This window comes from Arthrobacter sp. W4I7 (genome assembly GCF_030816215.1).
GTDB classification, from domain to species: Bacteria; Actinomycetota; Actinomycetes; order Actinomycetales; family Micrococcaceae; genus Arthrobacter; species Arthrobacter siccitolerans_A.
This window is the reverse complement of the sequence record NZ_JAUSXU010000001.1, coordinates 3,043,363-3,066,950: the sequence shown is the minus strand read 5'-3', so window position 1 is coordinate 3,066,950 and position 23,588 is coordinate 3,043,363. Positions and strand designations below refer to the sequence as shown.

The 23,588-nt window shown below is 66.6% G+C and carries 8 protein-coding genes and 1 pseudogene; all 9 read left to right on the top strand.

From position 1 onward, the window contains the following. Window positions 1-184 precede the first annotated feature (184 nt). The 9 genes and pseudogenes from QF047_RS13950 to QF047_RS13910 all read left to right on the top strand — a co-directional run bounded on the left by QF047_RS13950 (window position 185) and on the right by QF047_RS13910 (window position 23,574). Entirely contained in the window at window positions 185-6,187 is a 6,003-nt protein-coding gene (locus QF047_RS13950; RefSeq protein WP_307278089.1) for an Ig-like domain-containing protein, read from the top strand. A gap of 157 nt (window positions 6,188-6,344) precedes the next feature. Further along, window positions 6,345-12,468: pseudogene (locus QF047_RS13945) on the top strand (Ig-like domain-containing protein). Between the two features lie 64 nt (window positions 12,469-12,532). Then, window positions 12,533-13,504: a MoxR family ATPase gene (locus tag QF047_RS13940; protein ID WP_307278086.1), complete on the top strand. Its 972-nt coding sequence runs from the start codon at window positions 12,533-12,535 to the stop codon at window positions 13,502-13,504. Between the two features lie 53 nt (window positions 13,505-13,557). Further along, the gene (locus QF047_RS13935; RefSeq protein WP_307278083.1) at window positions 13,558-14,889 is read left to right on the top strand and encodes a DUF58 domain-containing protein; all 1,332 of its coding nucleotides are present in this window, start codon (window positions 13,558-13,560) and stop codon (window positions 14,887-14,889) included. After that, entirely contained in the window at window positions 14,886-17,453 is a 2,568-nt protein-coding gene (locus QF047_RS13930) for a transglutaminase family protein (RefSeq protein ID WP_307278082.1), read from the top strand. The genes QF047_RS13935 and QF047_RS13930 overlap by 4 nt, the downstream gene beginning before the upstream one ends. Beyond that, on the top strand, window positions 17,450-18,973 hold the full coding sequence (locus QF047_RS13925; RefSeq protein ID WP_373427768.1) for an RDD family protein: 1,524 nt from the start codon (window positions 17,450-17,452) through the stop codon (window positions 18,971-18,973). Before QF047_RS13930 ends, QF047_RS13925 begins: the two co-directional genes overlap by 4 nt. Next, window positions 18,970-19,902: a PP2C family serine/threonine-protein phosphatase gene (locus QF047_RS13920; protein ID WP_307278077.1), complete on the top strand. Its 933-nt coding sequence runs from the start codon at window positions 18,970-18,972 to the stop codon at window positions 19,900-19,902. Before QF047_RS13925 ends, QF047_RS13920 begins: the two co-directional genes overlap by 4 nt. Continuing rightward, window positions 19,889-21,856 (top strand): FHA domain-containing protein, encoded by a 1,968-nt coding sequence (locus tag QF047_RS13915; RefSeq protein ID WP_307278074.1) that lies wholly within the window; start codon window positions 19,889-19,891, stop codon window positions 21,854-21,856. Before QF047_RS13920 ends, QF047_RS13915 begins: the two co-directional genes overlap by 14 nt. Continuing rightward, window positions 21,853-23,574, top strand: a complete 1,722-nt coding sequence (locus tag QF047_RS13910) for a serine/threonine-protein kinase (RefSeq protein ID WP_307278069.1) — start codon at window positions 21,853-21,855, stop codon at window positions 23,572-23,574. The genes QF047_RS13915 and QF047_RS13910 overlap by 4 nt, the downstream gene beginning before the upstream one ends. Window positions 23,575-23,588: the final 14 nt, after the last annotated feature.

Sequence of the window (23,588 nt, the reverse complement as noted above, 5' to 3'; positions counted from 1 at the left end):
CTGCCGGAGCCTTACTGGGGGAAACAACATCGTGAAATTTCGCAGACCCGCGCGCTCAAACAGGCCGGCAACGTCTGGCGGACACTTCCGTTCGCGACGGCTCATTGGCGGCACTGCGTTTGGTGCCGCCGTTGCTGTGGTGGTGACGGGTGCTGTGTTATATCCGGGGTTTAAGACCGCTGAGGTGGAATTGAACGATGGCGGTGTGTGGGTGGTGTCGAAGTCCAGGAATGCGGTGGGGCGGTTGAATTATCCTTCGCGTGTTTTGGATGGGGCGGTGACGCCGGCGTCGACGACGTTTGACATCCTGCAGGATGCCGGGGACGTGTTCGTTGATGACGAAACCGGGTCAACCCTGAACCAGGTGTCTCCTGCGAATATGCGGCTGGGCGGGGATAAGCAGTTGCCGGGGGCCGCTGATGTGAGTTTTGGTTCCGGGGTGATTTCGGTGACTGATGCTGCTTCGGGGAAGGTGTGGGCGGTGTCGCCGTCCACGGTTAACGGGTTTGATGAGGAAGCGTCCGAGCCGGTGCTGGTGGGTTCGGAAGGCATTGTTTCAGCGGTTGGCGGGGATGACCGGATCTACTCGGCGGATCCGAAGTCCGGTGTGGTGACGGTGACGGGTGTTGACGCCGATGGTGCGGTGACGTCCTCGGAGTCTGAGACCTGGGCGGAGCTGAAGGGTGGCGGGGATCTGCAGATCACGGTGGTGGGGGATAAGCCGGTGGTTCTGGATGCGGCGGCGGGGAAGCTGTTGTTGCCGGGCGGCAAGCGGCTGCAGTTGGATAATGCCCGCGAGGCCAGGCTGCAGCAGGGCGGTGCGGCCAGTGATTTTGTCGCAATTTCCACGCAGAAGGCGTTGTTGAAGCAGCCCCTTGACGGCGGCACGGCGAAAACGGTGGCGTTCGACGGCGAAGGCGTGCCGGCTGCGCCTGTCCAGTTGGGCGGGTGTGTCCACGCGGCCTGGTCCGGTGCCAACAAGTACGTTCGTGACTGCACGAACGACGTGGATGACAAGAACGTGGACGTGCCCAAGGCGAGTGCGTCGCCGTCGTATGTGTTCCGGGTGAACCGGGACCTGGTGGTCCTGAACGATGTGAATTCGGGCAACGTGTGGCTGGTGAACCAGAACATGCAGCTGGTCAACAACTGGGACGACGTCATCCCGCCCAAGGAAACATCCGACGACGCCGACAAGGACTCCGCCGACGAAGTCCAGCAGACCGTGCTGCCGGACCGCACCAAACCCAACAGCGCCCCCGTGCCCAAACCCGACACCTTCGGGGTACGTGCAGGCAGGACCGTGATACTGCCCGTCCTTGACAACGACACCGACCCCGACGGCGACATCCTCACCGTGCGTGCCCCCGATCCGATCAGGTCCGGTGTCCTTGCCCCGATCTACGGTTCCACCGGCTTCCAGGTCAGCGTCCCTGCGGACAAAACCGGGTCCGAGACCTTCAAATACACGGTGGACGACGGCCGGGGCCTGGGCGCTTCCTCCGACGTCACGCTCAATATCGTGCCGCCGGGGGAGAACTCGGCCCCGCGGCAGAAGCCGAACCGCAACACCACCCTGGTGGTGCAGGCCGGCAAAAGTGTCACCCAGAACATCCTCACCGATTGGATCGATCCCGACGGCGACGATCTGTATGTAGTCGCCGCCACGGGCAGCGATCCTCGGGACCAGGTCAAAGTCCGGCCCGACGGATTGCTCACCTTCCAGGACGCCGGCACTGAGCCCGGCCGCAAGGTGGTCACCATGACGGTTTCCGACGGCGAGTCCACCACGGAAGGCAAGGTGACGGTAGACGTGCGCGGCCCCGGCGGGTTGCCGCCGGTCGCAAATGCGGACCACGTGGTGGCCGTCGCAGGCGTCGACACGGTGATTGCACCACTGAAGAACGACTCGGACCCGCAAGGGGGTGCGCTCCGCCTCGCCCAAGTCACCCCGGACGGCAACTCCACAGCCACCATGGGGGCGGACCAGCAGACCTTCACCTTCAACTCCGCATCCGTGGGCTCCCATTATGTGGCGTACCTGGTGACCAACGGCCCCGCCAGCGCGCAGCAGCTGGTCCGGGTGGACGTGGTTTCCGGGGACGGGGACAGCGCCCCCGTGGCGGTGCGCGACGTAGCACTGCTGCCCAGCGGCGGAACCGTGCTGGTGGACGTCCTCGGCAACGACTCGGACCCCTCCGGCGGGGTGCTGGTGGTGCAGTCCGTCACAGCTGCTGACGGGTTGCCGGTCAGTTTTTCCGTGCTGGACCACTCAGTGATCCGGATTACGGACATCCGCGCTCAGGGCCAACTTAACGTCAAGTACACGATCTCGAACGGCAAGTCGTCGGCAAGCGGCGACATCGCAGTCCTGGTGGTTCCGGCCCCGGCAAAGCTCCAGGCTCCGCAAGCGAAACCGGATGAAGTGTCGGTCCGGGTGGGAGACGTGGTGACCATCCCTGTCCTCGAGAACGACTCCGACCCCAACGGCGGAAACCTCGCGCTTGAGCCGGCGTTGGCACAGAAGCCTGACGAGGCCGACGGACGGACGTTCCAGGCCGGCGACACGCTGCGCTTCATCGCCGGAGACGTGCCGAAGACCGTCTACGCGATTTACAAGGTGACCAATGAATCCGGCCAGTCGGATTCACAACAGGTAACCATCCGCATCCGCGCCCGCGACGACGAGCGGAACACCCGTCCGGAGCCGAAGAACCTCACCGCCCGCGTGGTTTCCGGAATGGTGGTCCGGATCCCGGTGCCGTTGGACGGCATCGATTCGGACGGCGATTCCGTGCAGCTGATCGGGGTGGACAAAGCACCCGCCCTGGGCACGGCCGTGGCCAAGGATGGCTATCTCGAATTCACCGCCACGGGCACGGCGGCCGGGACAGATACCTTCACGTACCGCGTCCGGGACCGGATCGGCGCCGAGAACACCGGCACGGTGATTGTGGGGATCGCACCTCCCGAAGCCAACAACCAGAAACCCATCGCCGTGGACGATTCCGTTGACGTCCGCCCCGGACGCAAGATCGCCGTCGACGCACTCAGCAACGATTCAGACCCCGACGGCGACCCCATCGGGCTCGTCTCCAACGCCCTCGAAGCCCCGGCTGAACTTGGCGTCGAGACTGCTGACGGCAGGGTAGTGCTCACAGCTCCCGGCACCGCCGGCAATGCGAACGTCAGTTACAAGATCCAGGACGACAAAAAAGCCCAGGGCGGTGCAGTGATCCGTGTCGGGGTCAGCCCCGACGCCGCCCTCAAGGCTCCGCTGGCGAAGGACGATGTCATCACTCCAGCTGAGACGCTGGGCAAGTCCGCCGTTGACGTGCCGGTCCTGAAGAACGATTCGGACCCCGACGGCGTGGCCGCGGATCTGAAGATCAGCCTGCCGGACGGCAACCCGAATGCGCGCCTGAGTGGCGACGGCAACGTTGTGGTCAGCCTCGCGCCGGGAGACCAGTTGGTCCCCTACACCGTCACCGACGTTGACGGCCAGAGCGCCACGGCAGTCATCTGGGTGCCCGGCCAAGGTGAACAGCACCCCACCCTGGCCCGCACCGACATCGTGGAAGTGATGGCCGGCAAGGAAATCAACCTCGACCTCAGTGAGTACGTCAAGGTCCGCGAAGGGCGTTCACCCCAGATAACGCAGGCGGACAAGGTCCGCGTCCAGGGCGCTGATACCCGGAACGTCATCGCCGGAAACGGCGACGCCCTGCGCTACGCGGCGCTCAAGGACTACGTGGGCCCGGGCTCCCTGACGTTCGAAGTGACGGACGGGTCCGGCCCGGAAGATCCGCAGGGCCTGAAATCCACCCTGACCATCATCACCCGGGTGATCCCGGACCCGGCAGCAAACCATGAGCCCACATTCAGCGGAACCGACCTTGAGGTGCCGAAGGCCGAAACGGCCAGCCTGGAACTGGGCAACCTGGCCAAGGACGTGGACGCCGGAGACCAGGAGAAGCTCAAATTTGAGTTGGACGGGACTACGCCCGAAGGCTTTGCCGCAACCATTGAGGGGCAGACGCTCAAAGTCAGTGCCGCAGCGGGCTTGTCCGCGGGCCGTAGGGGAAGCATCCCGCTGAAGGTCACGGACGGCCGCTCGGAACCGGTCAAGGCTTCGGTAACGGCCACCGTTGTAGCCTCCAACAGGCCGCTCCCCACAGCCAGTGAAGACGCTGTCGACAAGGCAAACGCCGGCCGGGCGGAGACGATCAACGTCCTTGCCAACGACTTCAATCCCTTCAGCGACACCCCGCTGAAGATCGTTTCGGTCAGTGTCGAAACGGGCTCCGCCGCCGGGCAGCCGGTCAGTAGCGGAGATTCCGTCACGGTGACGCCCGCCGAGGGATTCAAGGGTGTTTTGGTGCTCCGCTACACCGTCTCGGACAAAACCGACGACCCCTCCCGCCAGGCGAACGGCCGCGTCAGGATCACGGTCCGGGACAAGCCGGACGCGCCCTCGGCTCCCACCGCCACAGATGTGCGCAGCCGGACTGCGGTGCTCAAGTGGGCCCCGCCGTCGGATAACGGGGCAACGATCACCGGATACACGGTCCGGTCCAACAACGGCTTCGAGCAAAAGTGCGCCACCACCACCTGCACGCTCAGCGGGCTCACCAACGATGTGAAGTATGTCTTCACGGTGATTGCCACCAACGAGGTGGGCGACTCCCAGCCGTCTGCGCAGTCCAACGAAATCCGCCCCGACGAAAAGCCGTCCCCGCCCGAGGCGCCCACGGTGAAGGCCGGCGACACCAACATGGTCATCAACTGGGCAGCTGCCAGGACCGAGGGTTCGGCCGTCAAGAGCTACAACCTGGAGATCTCGCCGCCGCCTGCCGGCGGCGTCGCCGTGAAGAACGGCGTGACCGGCCTGACCTACACTTGGCCCGGCCTGACAAACGGCGTGCGTTACAAGGTGCGCGCCCAGGCAGTCAACGAACTGGGCCCGTCCGACTGGGGGATTTACTCCTCCGAAGACAACCCGGCCGGGGTGCCGGCTGCACCGGCGGCGCCGACCTCAGCCGTGGCCTCCTCTGTCGGGACCACCAACCAGTTGCGGGTGAACTGGACCGAACCCGATACCAACGGGGACGCAATCAGGAACTACTACGTCACTATGGCCGGTGGCGGCGGGGCACCGCAGACCCAGACCATCGCGGGCACCGTGCGCACGGCCAACTTCACGGCGAACAACTCCGAAGCTGAGTACACGTTCGCGGTCCAGGCCGAGAACAAGGCAGGCAAGGGGGCTGTCAGCCCCAATTCCGCGCCCCGGCGGGCCACCGGCAAGCTGGGCCAGGTCTCAGGGGTGAGTGCCACCCCTGCCGACACTGCAGGGGCCGGGCGCCAGCTGACCATCAACTTCAAGGAACTGACAGCGGCTGAACGCAACGGTTCGGCGTACGGCGAGGTCAGCTACACCTACAACGCCAGCAGCGGCCAGAGCGGTCCCATCCGGCCCGGGCAGACTGTGGGTGGTTTCACGAACGGTACGGCCACCTCCATCACTGTGGTGGCCAACTCAAGCGTGGCGCCAAGTTCAAACTCCAGCGCCCCCGCTAACGCCACGCCTTACGGTTCGCCGGGCACGCCCTCCGCGTCCGGCCAGGACGGCGGACAGAACCAGAAGTCATTGAGCTTCAGCTGGACCTCGCCATCGACGGCGACGAACGACGTCGCCTATACACAGATCAACATTGACGGCCGGGGCTGGGAAAGGGTCGCGGCGTCGGGAAGCCGGACGGTGAACACCGGCGGCTTTGACGAACCTCACTCGATCCAGGTGCAGACCGTGAACTCCATGGGTACCGGCGGAGCCGTTGCCGGGGCGACTGCCAGATCCGGGCCGGCCAAGACTAATTGGGACAACTCGATCGTTGGCTACCGCACGTGCACGGACGCGCCTGCCTCAGGCCAAACCTCATGGAGGTCGCCGGCGGGCGCGGAACATACCTGCGACGGTGTCGTCCGCGACTATCCCTGGATCTACGGCTCAGGTCCGTCTTTCACAGTCAACTGCTACATGTGGCGTACAGTGCCCGACGCCCGCGGTACGTACAAGTGGTACCGCATCAATTCCCATCCCGACGGCCGTTTCGTGGGCCGCACCGTCCAGGTGGGCAACACCACGTTGGGCGAGCCCGAGGGCCACGGGATCCCGCAATGCTGATCACGGACGTGGCCGCACGTGAGGCCGTGGGGGAGCGCTGCCCATCGCGACCCCGGCCACGCTTGGGTAGGCTGGCGCGGGAACAGGGAGCCCGGTACCGGGTCGCTGGACGGTTCGGCCGGGGGGCCGCCACAAACTTCAGGGGAACAGAAAAGCCGTGACAACTCTGCTGGGGAAGCTGGGTCTCAAGAGGCGCCACAAAAAAAATCGTCACCGGCACTGCGTTTGGTGCCGCCGTTGCTGTGGTGGTGACGGGTGCTGTGTTGTATCCGGGGTTTAAGACCGCTGAGGTGGAGTTGAACGATGGCGGTGTGTGGGTGGTGTCGAAGTCCAGGAATGCGGTGGGGCGGTTGAATTATCCTTCGCGTGTTTTGGATGGGGCGGTGACGCCGGCGTCGACGACGTTCGACATCCTGCAGGATGCCGGGGACGTGTTCGTTGATGACGAAACCGGGTCAACCCTGAACCAGGTGTCTCCTGCGAATATGCGGCTGGGCGGGGATAAGCAGTTGCCGGGGGCCGCTGATGTGAGTTTTGGTTCCGGGGTGATTTCGGTGACTGATGCTGTTTCGGGGAAGGTGTGGGCGGTGTCGCCGTCCACGGTTAACGGGTTTGATGAGGAAGCGTCCGAGCCGGTGCTGGTGGGTTCGGAAGGCATTGTTTCGGCGGTTGGCGGGGATGACCGGATCTACTCGGCGGATCCGAAGTCCGGTGTGGTGACGGTGACGGGTGTTGATGCCGATGGTGCGGTGACGTCCTCGGAGTCTGAGACCTGGGCGGAGCTGAAGGGTGGCGGGGATCTGCAGATCACGGTGGTGGGGGATAAGCCGGTGGTTCTGGATGCGGCGGCGGGGAAGCTGTTGTTGCCGGGCGGCAAGCGGCTGCAGTTGGATAATGCCTGGGAGGCGAGGCTGCAGCAGGGTGGTGCGGGCAGTGACTTTGTTGCAATTTCCACGCAGAAGGCGTTGTTGAAGCAGCCCCTCGACGGCGGCATGGCGAAAACGGTGGCGTTCGACGGCGAAGGCGTGCCGGCTGCGCCTGTCCAGTTGGGCGGGTGTGTCCACGCGGCCTGGTCCGGTGCCAACAAGTACGTTCGTGACTGCACGAACGACGTGGACGACAAGAACGTGGACGTTCCCAAGGCGAGTGCGTCGCCGTTGTATGTGTTCCGGGTGAACCGGGACCTGGTGGTCCTGAACGATGTGAATTCGGGCAATGTGTGGCTGGTGAACCAGAACATGCAGCTGGTCAACAACTGGGACGACGTCATCCCGCCCAAGAACGAATCCGACGAACAGGACCAGGAATCCGCGGACAACAACACCATCAACGTCCTGCCGGACCGCACCAAACCCAACCGTCCGCCGGAAACCAAGCCAGACGCCGTCGGCGTGCGCCCCGGACGCACCACCATCCTCAGCGTCCTGGACAACGACTCGGACCCCGACGGCGACGTCCTCACCGCCGCGGTGGGGGCCTCCGGACCCCAGACCGGAAGCCTGGAAAACATCTACGGCGGTACCGCCTTCCAGATTTCCGTCCCGCCTGATGCCAAAGCCGGTACCGAAACGTTCAGCTACAGCGCCTCCGACGGCCGCGGCCTTTCCGCCACCGGGCAAGTGACGCTCAGCGTGATGGCCCCCGATCAGAACAAGCCGCCCCAGTTCAAGCGCGGCGACAACACCACCATGCTTGTGGAGCAGGGCAAGACCGTCAGCCAGGACATCCTCACGGACTGGGTTGACCCCGACGGCGACGACCTTGTCCTCCTGGAGGCAAAAGCCGACAATGACCAGGACCAGGTCAAGGTGCGCCGCGACGGTCTGCTGACCTTCCAGGACTCCGGGGCAACTGCCGGCAAGAAAAACGTGGAAGTCACTGTCTGGGACGGCCGCGATACCGTCACCGGAAAAGTGGTGGTCAACGTCCAGCCCCCGGGAGCCCTGGCACCCGTGGTCAACGCCGACCATGTCACCGCCGTGGTCGGCCAGGACCTGGTGGTTTCACCGCTGAAGAACGACGTCGACCCCAACGGCGGCGCCCTCCGCCTGGCCCAGGTGGAAGCCAACGGCCCCGCTGAGCTCGGTCCTGTCACTGACGGCGGCACCTTCACCTTCCGCAGCACCACCCCCGGGCCCGTCTACCTCACCTATATCGCCAGCAACGGGCCGCAGAGCAGCCAGGGGCTGATCCGCGTAGACGTCGAGTCCGGGGACGATACCGGCGACCCCGTTGCCGTCCATGACGTGGCTTTGATGCCCACTGGGGGCAGCGTGCTGCTGGACCCCCTGGCCAACGACTCCGATCCGTCCGGCGGCGTCCTGGTGCTCCAGTCGGTAAAGATGCCGGACAATTCGACGGCGTCCGTGAGCGTGATCAACCACGGCGTCCTGCGCATCACCGACATCCTCGGAACCAAGGACCCGATCCTCTTCGAATACACCATGTCCAACGGCAGGAAGTCGGCCACCGGCAGCGTCTCGGTGGTGCCTGTGCCGGCCCCCGCCGTCGTGGAAGCACCCCAGCCCAAGCCGGACGAAGTGAACGTCCGGGTCAACGACGTCGTCACCATTCCCGTTTTGGAAAACGACACCCATCCCCAGGGCCAGGAACTGGGCGTAGACCCGGTGCTGCCCCAGGGCGTGGATCCGTTGGACGGGGAGAGCTTCGTTTCCGAGAACACCCTCCGCTTCATCGCCGGCAGCCAGCCCAAGACGGTCCGTGCCATCTACAACGCGGTTGATCCGCAGGGCCAGAAGAGCGCAGCAGCGGTGACCATCCACATCCTGCCGCTCGAGGGCGCCCAGAACTCCCGGCCGCAGCCGCGCAACCTCACCGCCCGCGTTGTCGCTGCCGGCACGGTCCGCATTCCTGTCCCGCTGGACGGCATCGATCCTGACGGCGATTCGGTGCAGCTGACCGGCATCGACAGCACACCCGCGATGGGCATGGCGACCGTCGGCAGCAACTTCATCGACTTCACGGCTGCCGGTAACGGCGCCGGGACGGATACGTTCCGCTACAAGGTGGTGGACCGGCAGGGCGCCGTCAACACCGGCACCGTGACCGTGGGCATCGCTCCGCGCGGCGAGGCCAACCAGAAACCCACCCCCGTGGACGACGAGGTGCGGGTCCGCCCGGGCCGCCAGATCGCCGTCGACGCCACCGGCAACGACACCGACCCCGACGGCGACCTCATCCGCATCCTGACGGACGGCATCGAGGCAGACGCCGCGCTGCAGGCCACCGTGAGCAAAACCAGCGGCCGGATCGTCCTGCTGGCCCCGGGGGAGGCCGGAACCGTCAACGTCCGCTACACCATCGCCGATGACCGTGACGCTTCCGCGCAGGCCGCCATCCGCGTTGTGGTGGACAACGAGGTGCCACTCAGGGCGCCCATCGCCCGCGATGACAGGGTCACCTCCGCCCAGACCATGGGAAAGACCGCCGTGGACGTCCCTGTCCTGAAGAACGACGAGGACCCCGACGGCGTGGGGGAGAACCTCAAGATCAGCACTGATGCCACCACGGCCCGGCCCGGGGCGGACGGCAACGTGATCGTGGACCTGACCGAGCAGCCGCAGCTCATCCCGTACGCGGTGGAGGACGTGGACGGCCAGCAGTCGACGGCGGTCATCTGGGTTCCGGGCCTCGGCCAGCAGGTTCCCACCCTGGCCAAGGATGAAGTTGTTGAGGTCATCGCCGGGCAGTCCGTGGACGTGGACTTGGACGAGTGGGTGAAGGTCCGGGAGGACCGCTCGCCGCGGCTGACCCAGGCCGACCGGATCAAGCTCATCGGTGCCGACGGGAGCGACCCCGTGACCGGTGGCGGCACGGGCCTGAAGTACACGGCCGGTGCAGACTATGTGGGCCCCGGTTCGCTCACCTTCGAGGTGACGGACGGAACCGGCCCGGACGATCCTGCCGGCCTGAAGTCGACCCTCAGCATCCGCACCAGGGTGCTGCCGGACCCCAACAAGAACAACCCGCCGGAGCTCCTGGGCGCCAGCGTGGACGTCCCGAAGGGTGAATCGGCGGACCTGAACCTGGGCAGGTTGACATCCGACCCGGACCGGGACGACGTGGACAACATGAAGTACGAACTGCTGGGTGGCAGCCCGGCCGGCTTTAACGCCCGGATAGATGGGAAGACCCTTAAAACGTCCGTCGACGCGGCAACTGCCACTGGGACCGCCGGCACCGTCCAGGTCAAGGCGCGGGACCCGCGCGGGCTCGAGGCCACCGCAACGTTCCAGCTGGCCGTGACCGCCTCCAACCGGCCCAAGCCGGTGGCGAACGATGACCTCGAGCCCAACGCCGCCGCCGGAAAGCGGGTCACCGTCAACGTGCTGGCCAACGACGCCAACCCATTCCCGGAAACCGCGCTGAAGATCATCTCGGCTGTGACCGAAACCGGACAGGGGAGTGCGGCAGTTTCCGGCGATTCGATAACGGTGACGCCGTCAGCCGGCTTCACCGGCACCCTGGTTGTGGCCTACACCGTGGCCGACAAGACCGGGGACGATTCCCGCAATGCCACGGCCCGTATCCGGCTTACAGTCAAGGACGAGCCGTTGGCGCCCACCACGCCCCAGGCTCAGAGCGTGGGGGACCAGACGGCATTGCTGAACTGGTCCGCTCCGGCAGACCGCGGTTCTTCCATCACTAAGTACACCGTCTACGGCGAAGCCGGTTTCCGGCAGGACTGCCCGGCGAACACGTGCACCCTGACCGGACTCGTCAACAACACCACGTACCACTTCCAGGTGACGGCAACCAACGAATTCGGCGAATCGGACAAGTCCCCGGCCTCCGCGGAGGTGCGGCCGGACGTCAAGCCGGATACCCCTTTGGCGCCCACCCTGAAGTTTGGCGACAAACAGCTGTCCATCAACTGGACTGCACCGGCCAGCAAGGGCTCGCCGGTCAAGTCCTACGACCTGGAAATTTCGCCTGCACCGCCGGGCCAGAACGGGCAGATCCAGAACCTCACGGCCGTCAGCCACGTGTGGAAGGGGCTGCAGAATGGCGTCTCCTACAAGGTCCGGGTCCTGGCACGCAACGATGCCAAAGACCCGTCCGAGTGGAGCCCCTACTCTGCGGCGGAGGTGCCCGCGGGCGTGCCGGCCACCCCGGCAGCGCCCACCGCTGTACAGGACAAATCCCTGGGCGCCACAACCCAGCTGAAGGTCTCCTGGACGGCCCCGAACAATAATGGCGACGCCGTCTCGGCCTACACGCTGACCACCCTCCGGGGTGGCACGGTAGTGTCCACCCAGCAGGTGGCCGGCACCACCCAGAACGTGACAGTGGACAACTCCGAGACCAATTACACCTTCACGGTTTCGGCCACCAACAAAGCGGGCACCAGCGGCACCAGCGCGCAGTCCGCCGCCATCCGGGCGGCCGGCAAGCCGGGCCAGGTGAGCAGCGGGACAGTAGCCGACACCGGAACCAGCGGCCAGCTCAAGGTGACATTTACGCCGCTGACCGAGGCGCAACGCAATGGGTCCACGGCCGGTGAGATCGCCTACTCCTACCGCGCCTCCAGCGGCCAGTCCGGACCCATCAACGCCCCGGGTGGCAACATCAACGGCCTGCCCAACGGAACCGACGTGACCATCACCATCATCGCCACCTCCACCAAGAACAACGTGTCCGGTGATGCCAAGGCCATAGGCACCGGCAACCCGTACGGGCCGCCGAACGCGCCCAACGTGAACGGCATGACGTCCCCCAAGGGCGATGGGCAGGTGCACTGGAGCTGGAACAACCCGAACACCAACGGCCGGCCGCTCAACCGGTATGAGGTCAGCATGGACGGCGGCGGCTGGCAGAGCGTGGGCAAGGCGACCAGCTTCGACGCCGGTGCCGGCGGATGGAGCCAGGTCCATAGGCTGCGCGTCCGGGCCGTGACGGTGGTGGATGGCGCCATTGGGGGACCTGCAACCTCCACGTCCGGTGCCGACCCGACGCCACCTCCGGCCCCCACCAAGGTCCGTGTCGAGGCTTCGACGGTCAACAGTTGCCCGGGGAAGCCGGGCGTTCCAGACAGGTACAGCAACGTCAACGGAGACGCCCGTTGCGGTTCCAGCGATGCGAACTGGGTTTCCTTCTCGGACGGCTGGATTGACAGTACCTGCTGGATGAACATCTACGGTTCGCCGGAATCGGACCCGGGCTACTACAAGTGGTACCGCATGGAAAACGGTCCTTGGCCCGGCTGGTACGTCAAGCGCGCCACGATCGACATCAGCGGTCCGGACGTTCCCCGGTGCTGATCGTCCCAGCAGTCCCTCCGCATCCATTTCACGTATTCCGCACGATTAGTAAAGGACTTACTCCATGACCATGACCACCGAGCAGGCCGCCTGGTTTGCAGACACCTTCGACAAGCTGGTCGCCAACGTGGGGCAGGCTGTCCTGGGCAAGGAGCACGTCATCCGGCTGACCTTCACCGCCATGCTTGCCGAGGGGCACGTCCTGTTTGAAGACGCCCCCGGTACGGGCAAGACCTCCCTGGCCCGGGCACTGGCGGCTACGGTTCAAGGCTTGAACAACCGCATCCAGTTCACCCCGGATCTTCTGCCCTCGGACGTCACCGGCGTCACCATCTACGACCAGAAGACGCAGAAGTTCGAGTTCCACAAGGGCCCCATCTTCAACAACATCGTCCTTGCTGACGAAATCAACCGGGCTTCGCCCAAGACCCAGTCGGCACTGCTGGAGGTCATGGAGGAATCCCGCGTCACGGTTGACGGCGTCACCTACTCCGCCGGGCGCCCCTTTATGGTGATGGCCACCCAGAACCCTATCGAACAGGCCGGCACCTACCGGCTGCCGGAGGCACAGCTGGACCGCTTCCTGATCAAGACGTCCATCGGATACCCGGACCACGCGTCCACCGTCCGGCTCCTGGGCGGCTCGAACCTGAAGGACCGCTCCCAGGAACTCACCGCCGTCATCACCACCCAGGCTGTGGCGGACATGGCTGACCTTGCCGCCACCGCCCATGTGGACACCGCGGTCCTGGAATACATTTCCCGGCTCTGCGAAGAGACCCGCAGCGCACCGGAAACCCGGTTGGGGGTGTCCGTGCGCGGTGCCCTGGCCATGGTGCGGGCGGCGAAGGTCTGGGCCGCCTCCCAGGGCCGGAACTTCGTCCTCCCGGACGATGTCAAGGAACTCGCCCCCGTGGTGTGGACCCATCGTTTCGTGATGGACCCGGAAGCGGAGTTCTCCGGCGCTACCCCTGAAGCCGTCCTGGCCCGCATCCTGGCGGATGTGGCTGCGCCGCAACAGCGCACCAACGCCTGACCGCCGCACCAAGCGGCCACCACTCCACCCATCGCACCCCCGAAGGTTCACATATGTCCACCGGCACCCCGTTGACCCGGATCGCCGAGCGCCTCAGGCAACCTTTCCACCGGAACGGCCAGCCCATGCGCCTGCACCCGTCCGCCGTCTGGGCCGAGGCCAGCAGCACCGCCGGGCTCGCCCTGGCTCCCGCCTGGCGCGCTGCCAGGGCGGCCTGGCTCAAGCACGCCTGGCCCGTCCTCTCAGTGGTCAGCGTTTTAGGCTGGTCCGTTCTGGCCGCCGCCGTCCTGCTCTGGACTGCGGGACAGGCCTACGGCTGGCAGGAGGCAAAGGCCGCCGCGGTGGCGGCCTTTGTGATGTTCGTGATTGCCGTGGGCTTTATCCTCGGCCGCTCCACCTATGGCGTGGTCCTGGACCTTGCCCGGACGCGCGTGGCGGTCGGGGACAGCGCCGTGGGCAGCATCGCCGTCACCAACACCTCCAACCGGCCCCTGCTGCCCGCCGCCGTCGAACTGCCCGTGGGCGGTGTCACCGCGGTCTTCCACCTGCCCCGGATGAAAGCGCAGCAGGTCCACGAGGACCTGTTCACCATCCCCACAGCCCGCCGTGCCGTGATCGTGGTCGGACCGGTGCGCTCGGTCCGCGCCGACCCGCTGCACCTGTTGCGCCGCCAGGTCCTGTGGACGGAGCCCGAAGATCTCTTCGTGCATCCCCGAACGGTGGCCCTGGCCGGATCGGCTGCCGGCTTCATCCGCGACCTTGAGGGCATGCCCACCACCGAGCTGTCCAGCGCAGACGTGTCCTTCCATGCCCTCCGCGACTACGTCCCCGGGGATGACCGGCGGCACATCCACTGGAAAACCACAGCGCGGACCAACAAGCTTATGGTCCGCCAGTTCGAAGAGACCCGCCGCGCCCACCTCGCCGTGTCCCTGTCCATCAACACGGACGAATACGCCTCGGAAGAGGAATTCGAGATGGCGATCTCCGCCGCTGCCTCCATCGGCCGGCAGGCCATCCGCGAGCAGCGTGAGCTGGACGTCCTCACCCAAAAGGGGCCGCTAAGGTGCGAAACGGGCCGCAACATGCTCGATGACATGACCCGCATTGTGGGCGCACCAATGCGCCGTACCGCCGTCGACCTCGCGAGGACACTGGCCGATACGGTCCCCAACGCCTCCGTGGTGTTCTTTGTGGTGGGCAGCAACGTCACCCCCACCCAGCTCAGGTCCGCCGCCGCCTCCGTGCCGCCCGGGGTGCGCAGCCTCGCCGTGCGGGTGGAAGCCGGCGCCGCGTCCAGCAGGGCGAACATCGCCGACCTGACAGTGCTCACCCTGGGCGACCTCGCCGACCTTGGCATCGTTCTCCGAAAGGCGGCAGCATGACCTCCGCACCCGGCCTGCGCCCGAGCACCGCGTCCGCGCGACAGCCGCGAAACACCCAGGGCTCATCGTTCGCGGACGGCCAGCCGCTTTGGCATTTCCTGCTCGACGCCGGTGCCCTGACCGTACTCCTGGGGCTTGGCCTGCTTGGCTTCGGGCTCAGCTTCGGCGGCGACCCGTATTACCTCCTGTCCGGCTTCGGCGGGATCATCCTGGGCCTGGCCATCGGCGTCCTCAATGCGCACCTGCGACTGGGACTGCTGATCACCTCGGCCCTGGCCCTGGGTGCCTACCTCGTGTTCGGGACGCTGCTGGCGGTACCCGACTCGGCTATCGCCGGCATTGTGCCCACCCTGGACTCGCTCCGGATCCTCCTCCTGGGCATCATGTTCGCCTGGAAGGACATGCTGACCGTCGGGGTTCCGGTGGGAACCGCCGGCGGCGTGCTGATCGTCCCGTTCCTGAGCTCCATGATCGCCGCACTGGTAGCGGCGGTCCTCACTTGGCGGGCCAGGACCCCGTACCTGCCCCTGATCCCGGTGCTGGTTCTCTTCGTCACGGGCATCGCCTTCAGCACCAACGCCGCCTTCCTCACCCTCGAACGCGGCATCGGCCTGACGGTGCTGGGCATCGCCTGGGCAACCTTCCGCCGGGACGTCCTGCGCAGAAGCAGCAGCCGGAAGGTCGCTGTCAACAACCCGCAAATCGACTCCGCCACCGCGCAGCGGGCCAAGCTGCGCAGGCTGGGCATGGCAGCCGGAGTTATTGCCGCCAGCGTGGCCGTCACCGCGGTCTCCGCCCCGCTGGTGACCGCAGGAGGAGACCGGAAAGTCCTCCGGAATGTTGTGGTCCCGCCGTTCGACCCCAAGGACTACATCACCCCACTGGCGAGCTTCCGCACGTTCGTCAAGGACAAAAAGGACGACACCCTGTTTGTGGTCCAGGGGCTGCCCCGCGACGGACGCGTCCGGCTCGGTGCCCTGGACGCCTTCAATGGCACCAACTACAACATGGATCCCAACGGCTCCGGCAACTTCAGCAAGGTAGGCGATACCGAGTCCATCAACACCCTGGCCGACACCTCGGGCGTGGTTCCCACCAACGACTACTCCATCGGCATCACCATCGAGGACTACCAGGGCTTCTTCGTTCCCGGCGGCCGCAAGACCACCGGCATCAGCTTCGACCAAGGTGCCTCCGCCGCGGCTTCGGGCCTCTACTTCAACTCAAGCACTGACACCGCCGTCACCACCAACGGGCTGTCCAAGGGGGACTCCTACAGCGTCCAGGTGGCCGATCCCGTCAAACTCGAACACGGGCAGCTGACGCAATACGACTTCGCCAGGATGTCCCTGCCGGACACGGTCGAGGTGCCGCCGGTGGTGGGATCGCAGGCGAACGACCTCTCGGCGGATGCCCCCACAGCCATCGACCGGGTGCGCCAGATCGAGGCCCACTTCCAGAAGACGGGAGCCTTCAGCAACGGCCTGGTCAGCGAAGGGCAGCTGCCCAGCGTCTCCGGCCACGGGTCCGCGCGCATCAGGAACCTGCTCACGGCCAAGCAGATGCTGGGTGATGACGAGCAGTATGCCGTGGCGATGTCCCTGATGCTGCGCCACCTGGGTATCCCGTCCCGCGTGGTGATGGGCTTCTACCCTGAGCCGACGAGCCCGGAAAACGGGGCAGGGGAAGTGAAGATTACCGGCAAGGACGTCCACGCCTGGGTGGAGGTCGCGTTCGAGCGGGTGGGCTGGGTCAGCTTCGACCCCACCCCGCCCAAGGACAACGTCCCCATTCCGCCGGATCCCGAGAACAAGTCCAAGCCCAAGCCCCAGGTCCTGCAGCCGCCGCCCCCGCCGCAGGAACCTGCGGACCTGCCGCCGGACTCTTCCCCGGACGCGCTGGACGCCGACCAGAAAAAGAACAACCCCTGGTTGTTCTGGGGAGCGCTGCTGGGCGCCCTGGGCGTTGCCCTGATCCCGCTGTCCATCCTCGCGCTGCCGCTGCTGCTGATTGCTTTGCTGAAATCACGACGGCGGAAGTCGCGTTTCCGGGACGGTGACCCTGCGCAGCGGGTCGGCGGGGGCTGGAGCGAGGTGGTGAGCCTTGCCACGGATATGGGAGCCGCCGTCGACACCCGGTCCACGCGGCGCGAAAGCGCGGCGGTACTGGCCGATGCGTTCCCCGCCAGCGGCGGCACCACCACCATGCTGGCCAGGCGGGCCGACGCATCGATCTTCGGAGCCGGCCAGCCCAGCGAGGACGAGGTCCGGGAGTACTGGACCATCGTTGACGGCTCGCTGAAGGAGATAACCTCCACCGTGGGGTTCTGGCGCCGGCAGCAGGCGAGGTTCTCGCCCCGTTCGCTGCTGTCGGACGCGCGCAGCCTCCTGGGCCGCCGCGGCGCCAGGCTGGCACTCCCGGCGCTGCCTTCCATCAAGGGGACCGGCCGCCGTCGTCCTGCCGGCCCGGAAGCATCTGAAGAGACGGCCAGGCCGGACACCACCACGACTCCCGATAGCACCATGACTCCCGATGGCACCACGCAAGGACACAGTATCCAGTGACAGACGACGCCGGGCGTTGCCCCCACTGCCGGCAAATGATCCGCCGCGGGGCCGCTTTTTGCACTGCCTGCGGCGCGCCGTTGCCCAACCGGTCAGCGCGCGGCACCCGCGTGCCCTATCCGGTTGCTGATCCCGGTCCGGGTTCCCCCGCCGCGCACCTGTCCGGGATTCCCGGTACTATCCCGGTAGTAGAAAGGCCCCAGGCATTTACTGCCGGGGGCATCAGCGCGCGCACAGGCCGGGGGAGCGCCGGCGGGTCCACCCTGCAGGTGGCTGCGGGTCCAGGGGGAGGAACGGGAATGGCAGTGAATCTTCAGCTTGTTCCGGCTACGGCGGGCAAGCGCCTTGGTGCTGCCGTGATGGACTGGCTCCCGCCCCTGGCGGTACTCGTCATCACCTTTGCCCTCGGTTTCGCGGGCATCACCCGGACCCGCAGCGGCGGCTTCATCATCTACGACACCGCGTCCCTGGTGCTGTTCGGGGGCATCGGACTGGGACTGACCCTCGTGTATCTTTTCGTCGTGATGGCTTGGGAAGCCCGGACGGGCAAGACCCTCGGCAACCTGCTGATGGGGATCCGCACTGCGGACAACGACGGCTATGCGCCGGGAACCGGTCCTGTCTTCCTGCGCGGCCTGATCACGGGGGCAGGCATCCTGCTCACGCTGCTGGTGGCTGTCCTTGTAGTGGTTTTCCAGTGGTTCGGGGCCGCATTCTTCGTCCTCGGCCCGCTCGTGCTGATTGGCGCGGCGTGGGCCGTGCTGGTGGTGGTTTCCAACAGCTGGGACAAGAACGGCGGGCTCCGCGGCTGGCACGACGCTGCTGCGAAAACCCTTGCGTTCGACGTCAAATCGGGCCGCGATCCCCTTACCACCGGCGGCATTCAAGGGCCGTACAGCTTCGCCCCGCTGGACCTGCCCCCGGTGCAGCAGGTGTTGTCCCCGGTGGCCGGCGCCGCTCCCGTCCTGCCCCCACCGGCAGTCACCCAGCGCACTCTGGCGGAGCCGCAGGTCGCCCCGTCCCAGGCGCCAGGTCCGCAGGCCCCTGTAGTCGAGGTCCGTGCAGTCGAAGCCCGGGCATCCGAGGCACCCGCATTCCGTGCCCACGCACCGGCCGTCCAACAACGGCATCCGGACGACGACGTGGACCTCACCCAGGTGCGCCCGGGATCAGCCGCACCCGCGCCCGTCGCGGTCCTGCGCATCAAACTGGACGACGGCCGCGATTTCCAGTTGGACCGCAGCGTCCTGGTTGGCAGGAACCCGGTGGCCAAGGCGGGCGAACAGCAGGCCCAGCTGCTCGCCGTCGATGACGCCGGACGTTCCATTTCCAAAACCCATCTGCATTTGCTGACTGACGGGGCCGGCGTCTGGGTGACGGACCGCAACTCCACCAACGGCAGCGCCGTGACCACCCCCGACGGCCAGCGCACCCCCCTTCAAGCGGGAGTGCCCGCATTTGTTACCCCGGGATCCAGTGTCCATTTTGGAGACCGCACCTTTTACCTAGGACAGGCATGAACCATCAGCCCGCACGTGTTCCCTCCAGCACTAAACCGGGGGCAGGGCTCAGCCTGAGCGTCGGCCACGGAACGGACCGGGGACTCCGCCGGGAGTTGAATGAGGATTCGTACATTGCCTCCGATCCCGTCTTCGCCGTGGCGGACGGCATGGGCGGCCACGAAGCCGGCGAGATCGCCAGCGGTATGTGCGTCCGGGCGCTGGCCACGATACCCCAGCTCACCACGGGGGAGCGGAGCGTCACGGCGGCCGTCCTCCAGCAGTACTTGGTGAAGGCGGACGACTCCATCCGCGAGGCCACCGGTGCGCGGGCCGGCACTACGCTGACGGGCGCCGTCATCGTGGAACAGATGGGCATGCCGTACTGGCTGGTGATGAACATTGGTGACTCCCGGACGTACCGTCTGAGCCAGGGCAGGTTCGAGCAGATCAGCGTGGACCACTCCGAGGTCCAGGAACTGGTTGACGCCGGGGAGATCACGGCGGAGCAGGCCACCATCCATCCGCGCCGGCACGTGGTCACGCGCGCCCTGGGCACGGGAGATGAGACGGAGGCCGACTATTGGCTGCTCCCGGTTGAGGAGGGAGACCGGGTCCTCGTATGCTCCGACGGGCTCACCGGGGAGCTGACGGACGAACACATTTACCGGATCCTCAGCACCGTTGGCCATCCCCAGGATGCAGCGGACGCCCTGATCCAGGCGGCGCTCCGCAGCGGTGGCCGGGATAACGTCACGGTTGTGGTGGTGGACGCCCGGAACGTCCTGAACGACGCCGGTGCAGCCACCACCGCGCCACGCCCGGTCCCGGCCGAAGAGGAAGTAACACTGCCCCGCACAAGCACCGCGGATGAAGGCACCGTGGAAACAGTCGCTCTGGAACCAGACACTCTGGATGAGAGCGAGGAACCGGGCGATGACCGCCGTTAGTTACATCCCCGGGACCTGGCTGGGCATTGTCCGCTCGCACACGGCCGTCCTCCTGGGGCCGGGCACGCAACCGGCCCTTATCGCTGCACTCTGGGACCTGCTGGAAAGCCGGCCGGAAGTGCACGAAGTCCTTCACGCCGTGACCAGCAGTTCCGGGGGATCACTGGCCAACATCCCTTCCTTCGGCATCCTCGACTTCCAGGGACCCCTCCGCGTATTCCTGCGGGGGGACCTCGACGTCACTGTCCAGTCGACAGACGGCCCCGTGGAGCTGAACGGCCGGGACGTGACCACGTGGACCGAGCGGCGGCTCAATAATCCCGGGCTGTGCCGGCTGGCGATCCCGTACGCGGGCAGCGGAGTGCACCGCCAGGCGACACCCGCGCAGGCGGATGCTGACCTGCCATCGCCTGGCCAGCCGGAGGCTGACCTGCCGGAGCTGCCGCTCGCGGAAGGCGTGGTGCTGCTGCAGTCCCTGGTACTCATGCTCGACGCCGGGACGATGGCGGCCATCAGGCACGATCTGGCAGCAGCGGGAACCGCCGTATCCGCGAAACCGGCAGCGGCCACAGCCCCGACGGTCATTGAAACCACTTCACCTGCAGCGGTCGCCCCCGCCGCGCCTGCCCCGGTTCTTGAAGCGCCCGGGCAGGCAGGTGACCTTCCGGAGATCACTGTTGCCCCCGAGCACGGGGCGTCTGCCGAGACTGTTTACGCGGTCATCGATGAGGACTTCGGCGTTGAAGGATCTGCAGTGCCTGACGCTGATCCGGGCACAAACGCTGCCCGGGAAACTGATGCTGATGCAGGGACTGACCCTGCGCCGGAAACAAACGCTGCCCCACGGTTTGAGCCAGAGCCAGAGCCAGTTCGGGAGAACGCTGGATCCGGTTCTGGCGAACAGGCGTCGGCCAGCGAGATGACCAGCTCCTACGATCATCTGTGGGAGCGGACGGTGGTCCGCAGGATCGAAGACGCGGCCATTCGCGAAGATCTGGACGAAGCCGGCCCGGAGTCCGGCAACCAGGAAGCAGCAGACCAGGAAGCCGGCAACCAGGAAACACCAGGGCCGGAGTCGCCAGACAAGCGGGAAGAAGCCGCCTCACCGGCGGAGCCCGGCAGTCCTGAAGCGCTCCCGGCACCGGCGGACGCACAGCCCGTCGTCGTCCTGGACGTACAGCCCGCCGTCGTCCCGGCGGCGCCTTCCACCGGTTCACCAAGCCCGGCACCCGTCGCTCCGACAAGCAGCGGCCTCATCGATTCTGTGCCCTGGCGGACGGGGGGCGCGGGCAGTGGGCCGGCCCCGACCGTTGCAGCGCCCTCGCCCATGCTGTCGGCCGTACCTTCCGCAGGATCCGATAGCCCGGTTACCCCCGCCGCACAAACGAGCGCAGAGTACGACGGCGACCACGACGGCCAGACAGTCATGAAGGGCAGCCTGGCCGGGATGGCTGCCCGCCCGGTCCGCGCGGTGAAAGACGTTTCCGCGGCAGTGGGACCGCTCGTGCTGGCACGGCTCTGCGCCCAGGACCACCCCAACCCGCCGACGAGTGCCGCATGCGCCACCTGCGGTGCCGGCTTGCTGCCCGATGCAGTCCAGGTGGCTCGTCCCCGCCTCGGACGGATGCGGATCTCCACGGGAGAACTCGTAGACCTCGACCAGTCGCTGGTGATCGGAAGGCAACCCTCGGTGTCCCGGGTCCAGGGCGGAGTGATGCCCCGGCTGGTCCAGGTGGCGAGTCCGGGCGGGGATATTTCCCGCTCCCACGTCGAAGTCCGGCTGGAAGGCTGGCACGTGATGCTCTGCGACCTCAAAGCCACCAACGGCACCGTCCTGGTGCGCGAAGGCCAGCCTCCGCGCCGCCTGGCCCAGAACGAGATGGCGATCCTGCTTGACGGCGACATCGCAGAACTGGGCGACAACATCTCATTGCGTTTTGAGGAGATTCTTTGAGTTCCAAACGGCCACCGGCGCCGCCGCCCCACATCCCGGGGTTCACCTATTCCAGCCTGCTCGGGTCCGGCGGCTTCTCCGACGTCTACCTTTATGAACAGGACCGGCCCCGGCGGAAAGTGGCCGTCAAGGTGCTGCTCTCGGACCTGAAAACCGAAGGTGCCCGCCGCCGGTTCGAGTCCGAGGCCAACCTGATGGCCCAACTGTCCTCCCACCCGTACATCGTCACCATCTTCGAGGCGGAAGTCACCGACGACGGGCATTCCTACCTGGCAATGGAGTACTGCTCCCGGCCCAGCCTGGAGGTACGGTACCGCCGGCAGCGGTTCAGTGTTGACGAGGTACTGGCCGTCGGCATCCAGGTGGCATCCGCCGTCGAGACAGCCCACCGCGCGGGCATCGCCCACCGCGACATCAAGCCCGCCAACATCCTGGTGACCGACTACAACCGCCCTGCCCTGACGGACTTCGGCATCTCCGGAACCCTGGCCGGCGACACCGACGAGGAATCGGGCATGTCCATCCCGTGGTCCCCGCCGGAACAGTTCTCCGACGGCAACGTGGACGGCGTGATGGTGGACGTGTGGGCGCTCGGAGCCACGCTCTACACCTTGCTGGCCGGCCGGTCGCCGTTCCTGATGCCCGGAGCTGACAACTCCCAGCGCGAGCTGATCAGCCGGATCAGCAACATGCCGTTGCCGCGGCTCGGCCGCGCCGACGTCCCGGAGTCCCTGGAACTGGCGTTGTCCACGGCGATGGCCAAGTCCCCGCAGTCCCGGTACTCCTCCGCCCACGCCTTCGCCCTCGCCCTGCAGCGCATCCAGGCCGAACTGAACCTCTCCGTGACGCCCTTCGAAGTCCTGGAGGAGCCGCACCCGGAGGACACCCACCCGGATGACGGTGCGGAAGAAACCCGGGTGCGGAGCATCGCCGCCATTGACCCGGAACGGACGGGCAGCGCGCCCACTTTCCCTGCCCGCACCCGGCCGCAGGTGCCCACAACGGTGGCCCCGTCGTCGCGCTTTACCCCGCCGGCAACCTCAACCCCGCCTGCGCACACATCCGAGCCCCAGGACTGGCCCCAGGCCACGGTGCTCCGCGGCAACGCCGGCAGTGCTGCGGTTACCCCCGGCCTGACCCGGCACGGGGGGTTGCCGGAGGGCAGGTCCCGGAACAGCACCTTCCAGGACGGCCAGCTTGCCGACGGCGGTGATGCCGCTGACACCACCCTTCACCGCCCGGCGCGGGTGGACGAACCCGCTGAAGAGGCCCCGTCCGGCCAGGACCACGGGAAGCGCAACCTCTGGCTTGCCATCTCCGGCGGTACCCTGTTGGCCCTCGCCGCGGTGGTGGGCATCGTGATCGCCAATGCGGCACCGGAGGCACCGAAGACCCGGCAGAGCCAGGAAGCCAGCAGGCCGCCTGCCGATGCCCTCGACAACGGCACCGTGCCCGACGTCGAGGGGCTCGCCGGATCCCTGACGCCCGCCGGCGACGTCGCTTTCACCTGGAACAATCCGCAGCCCAAGCCGGGCGACAAATACAAGTGGCGGGTCTATACGATTGGCGGCGGCGGCGAATACCAGTCCATCGACCAGCCGCCCGTCCAGGTGAAGCCGAACCCGTCCGGGCAGACCTGCCTCCAGGTGATGATCGTCCGTACCGACGGCGCCTTCTCTCCGATGGAAGAAGCCTCCATCGGCTGCACCGGCCCATGAGCGGCACCACGTTC

What these genes read in the sequence shown, in the direction of transcription:
- QF047_RS13940 (WP_307278086.1), top strand. Translation starts at nt 12,533, where the DNA reads ATGACCATGACCACCGAGCAGGCCGCCTGGTTTGCAGACACCTTCGAC.
- QF047_RS13935 (WP_307278083.1), top strand. Translation starts at nt 13,558, where the DNA reads ATGTCCACCGGCACCCCGTTGACCCGGATCGCCGAGCGCCTCAGGCAA.
- QF047_RS13930 (WP_307278082.1), top strand. Translation starts at nt 14,886, where the DNA reads ATGACCTCCGCACCCGGCCTGCGCCCGAGCACCGCGTCCGCGCGACAG.
- QF047_RS13920 (WP_307278077.1), top strand. Translation starts at nt 18,970, where the DNA reads ATGAACCATCAGCCCGCACGTGTTCCCTCCAGCACTAAACCGGGGGCA.
- QF047_RS13915 (WP_307278074.1), top strand. Translation starts at nt 19,889, where the DNA reads ATGACCGCCGTTAGTTACATCCCCGGGACCTGGCTGGGCATTGTCCGC.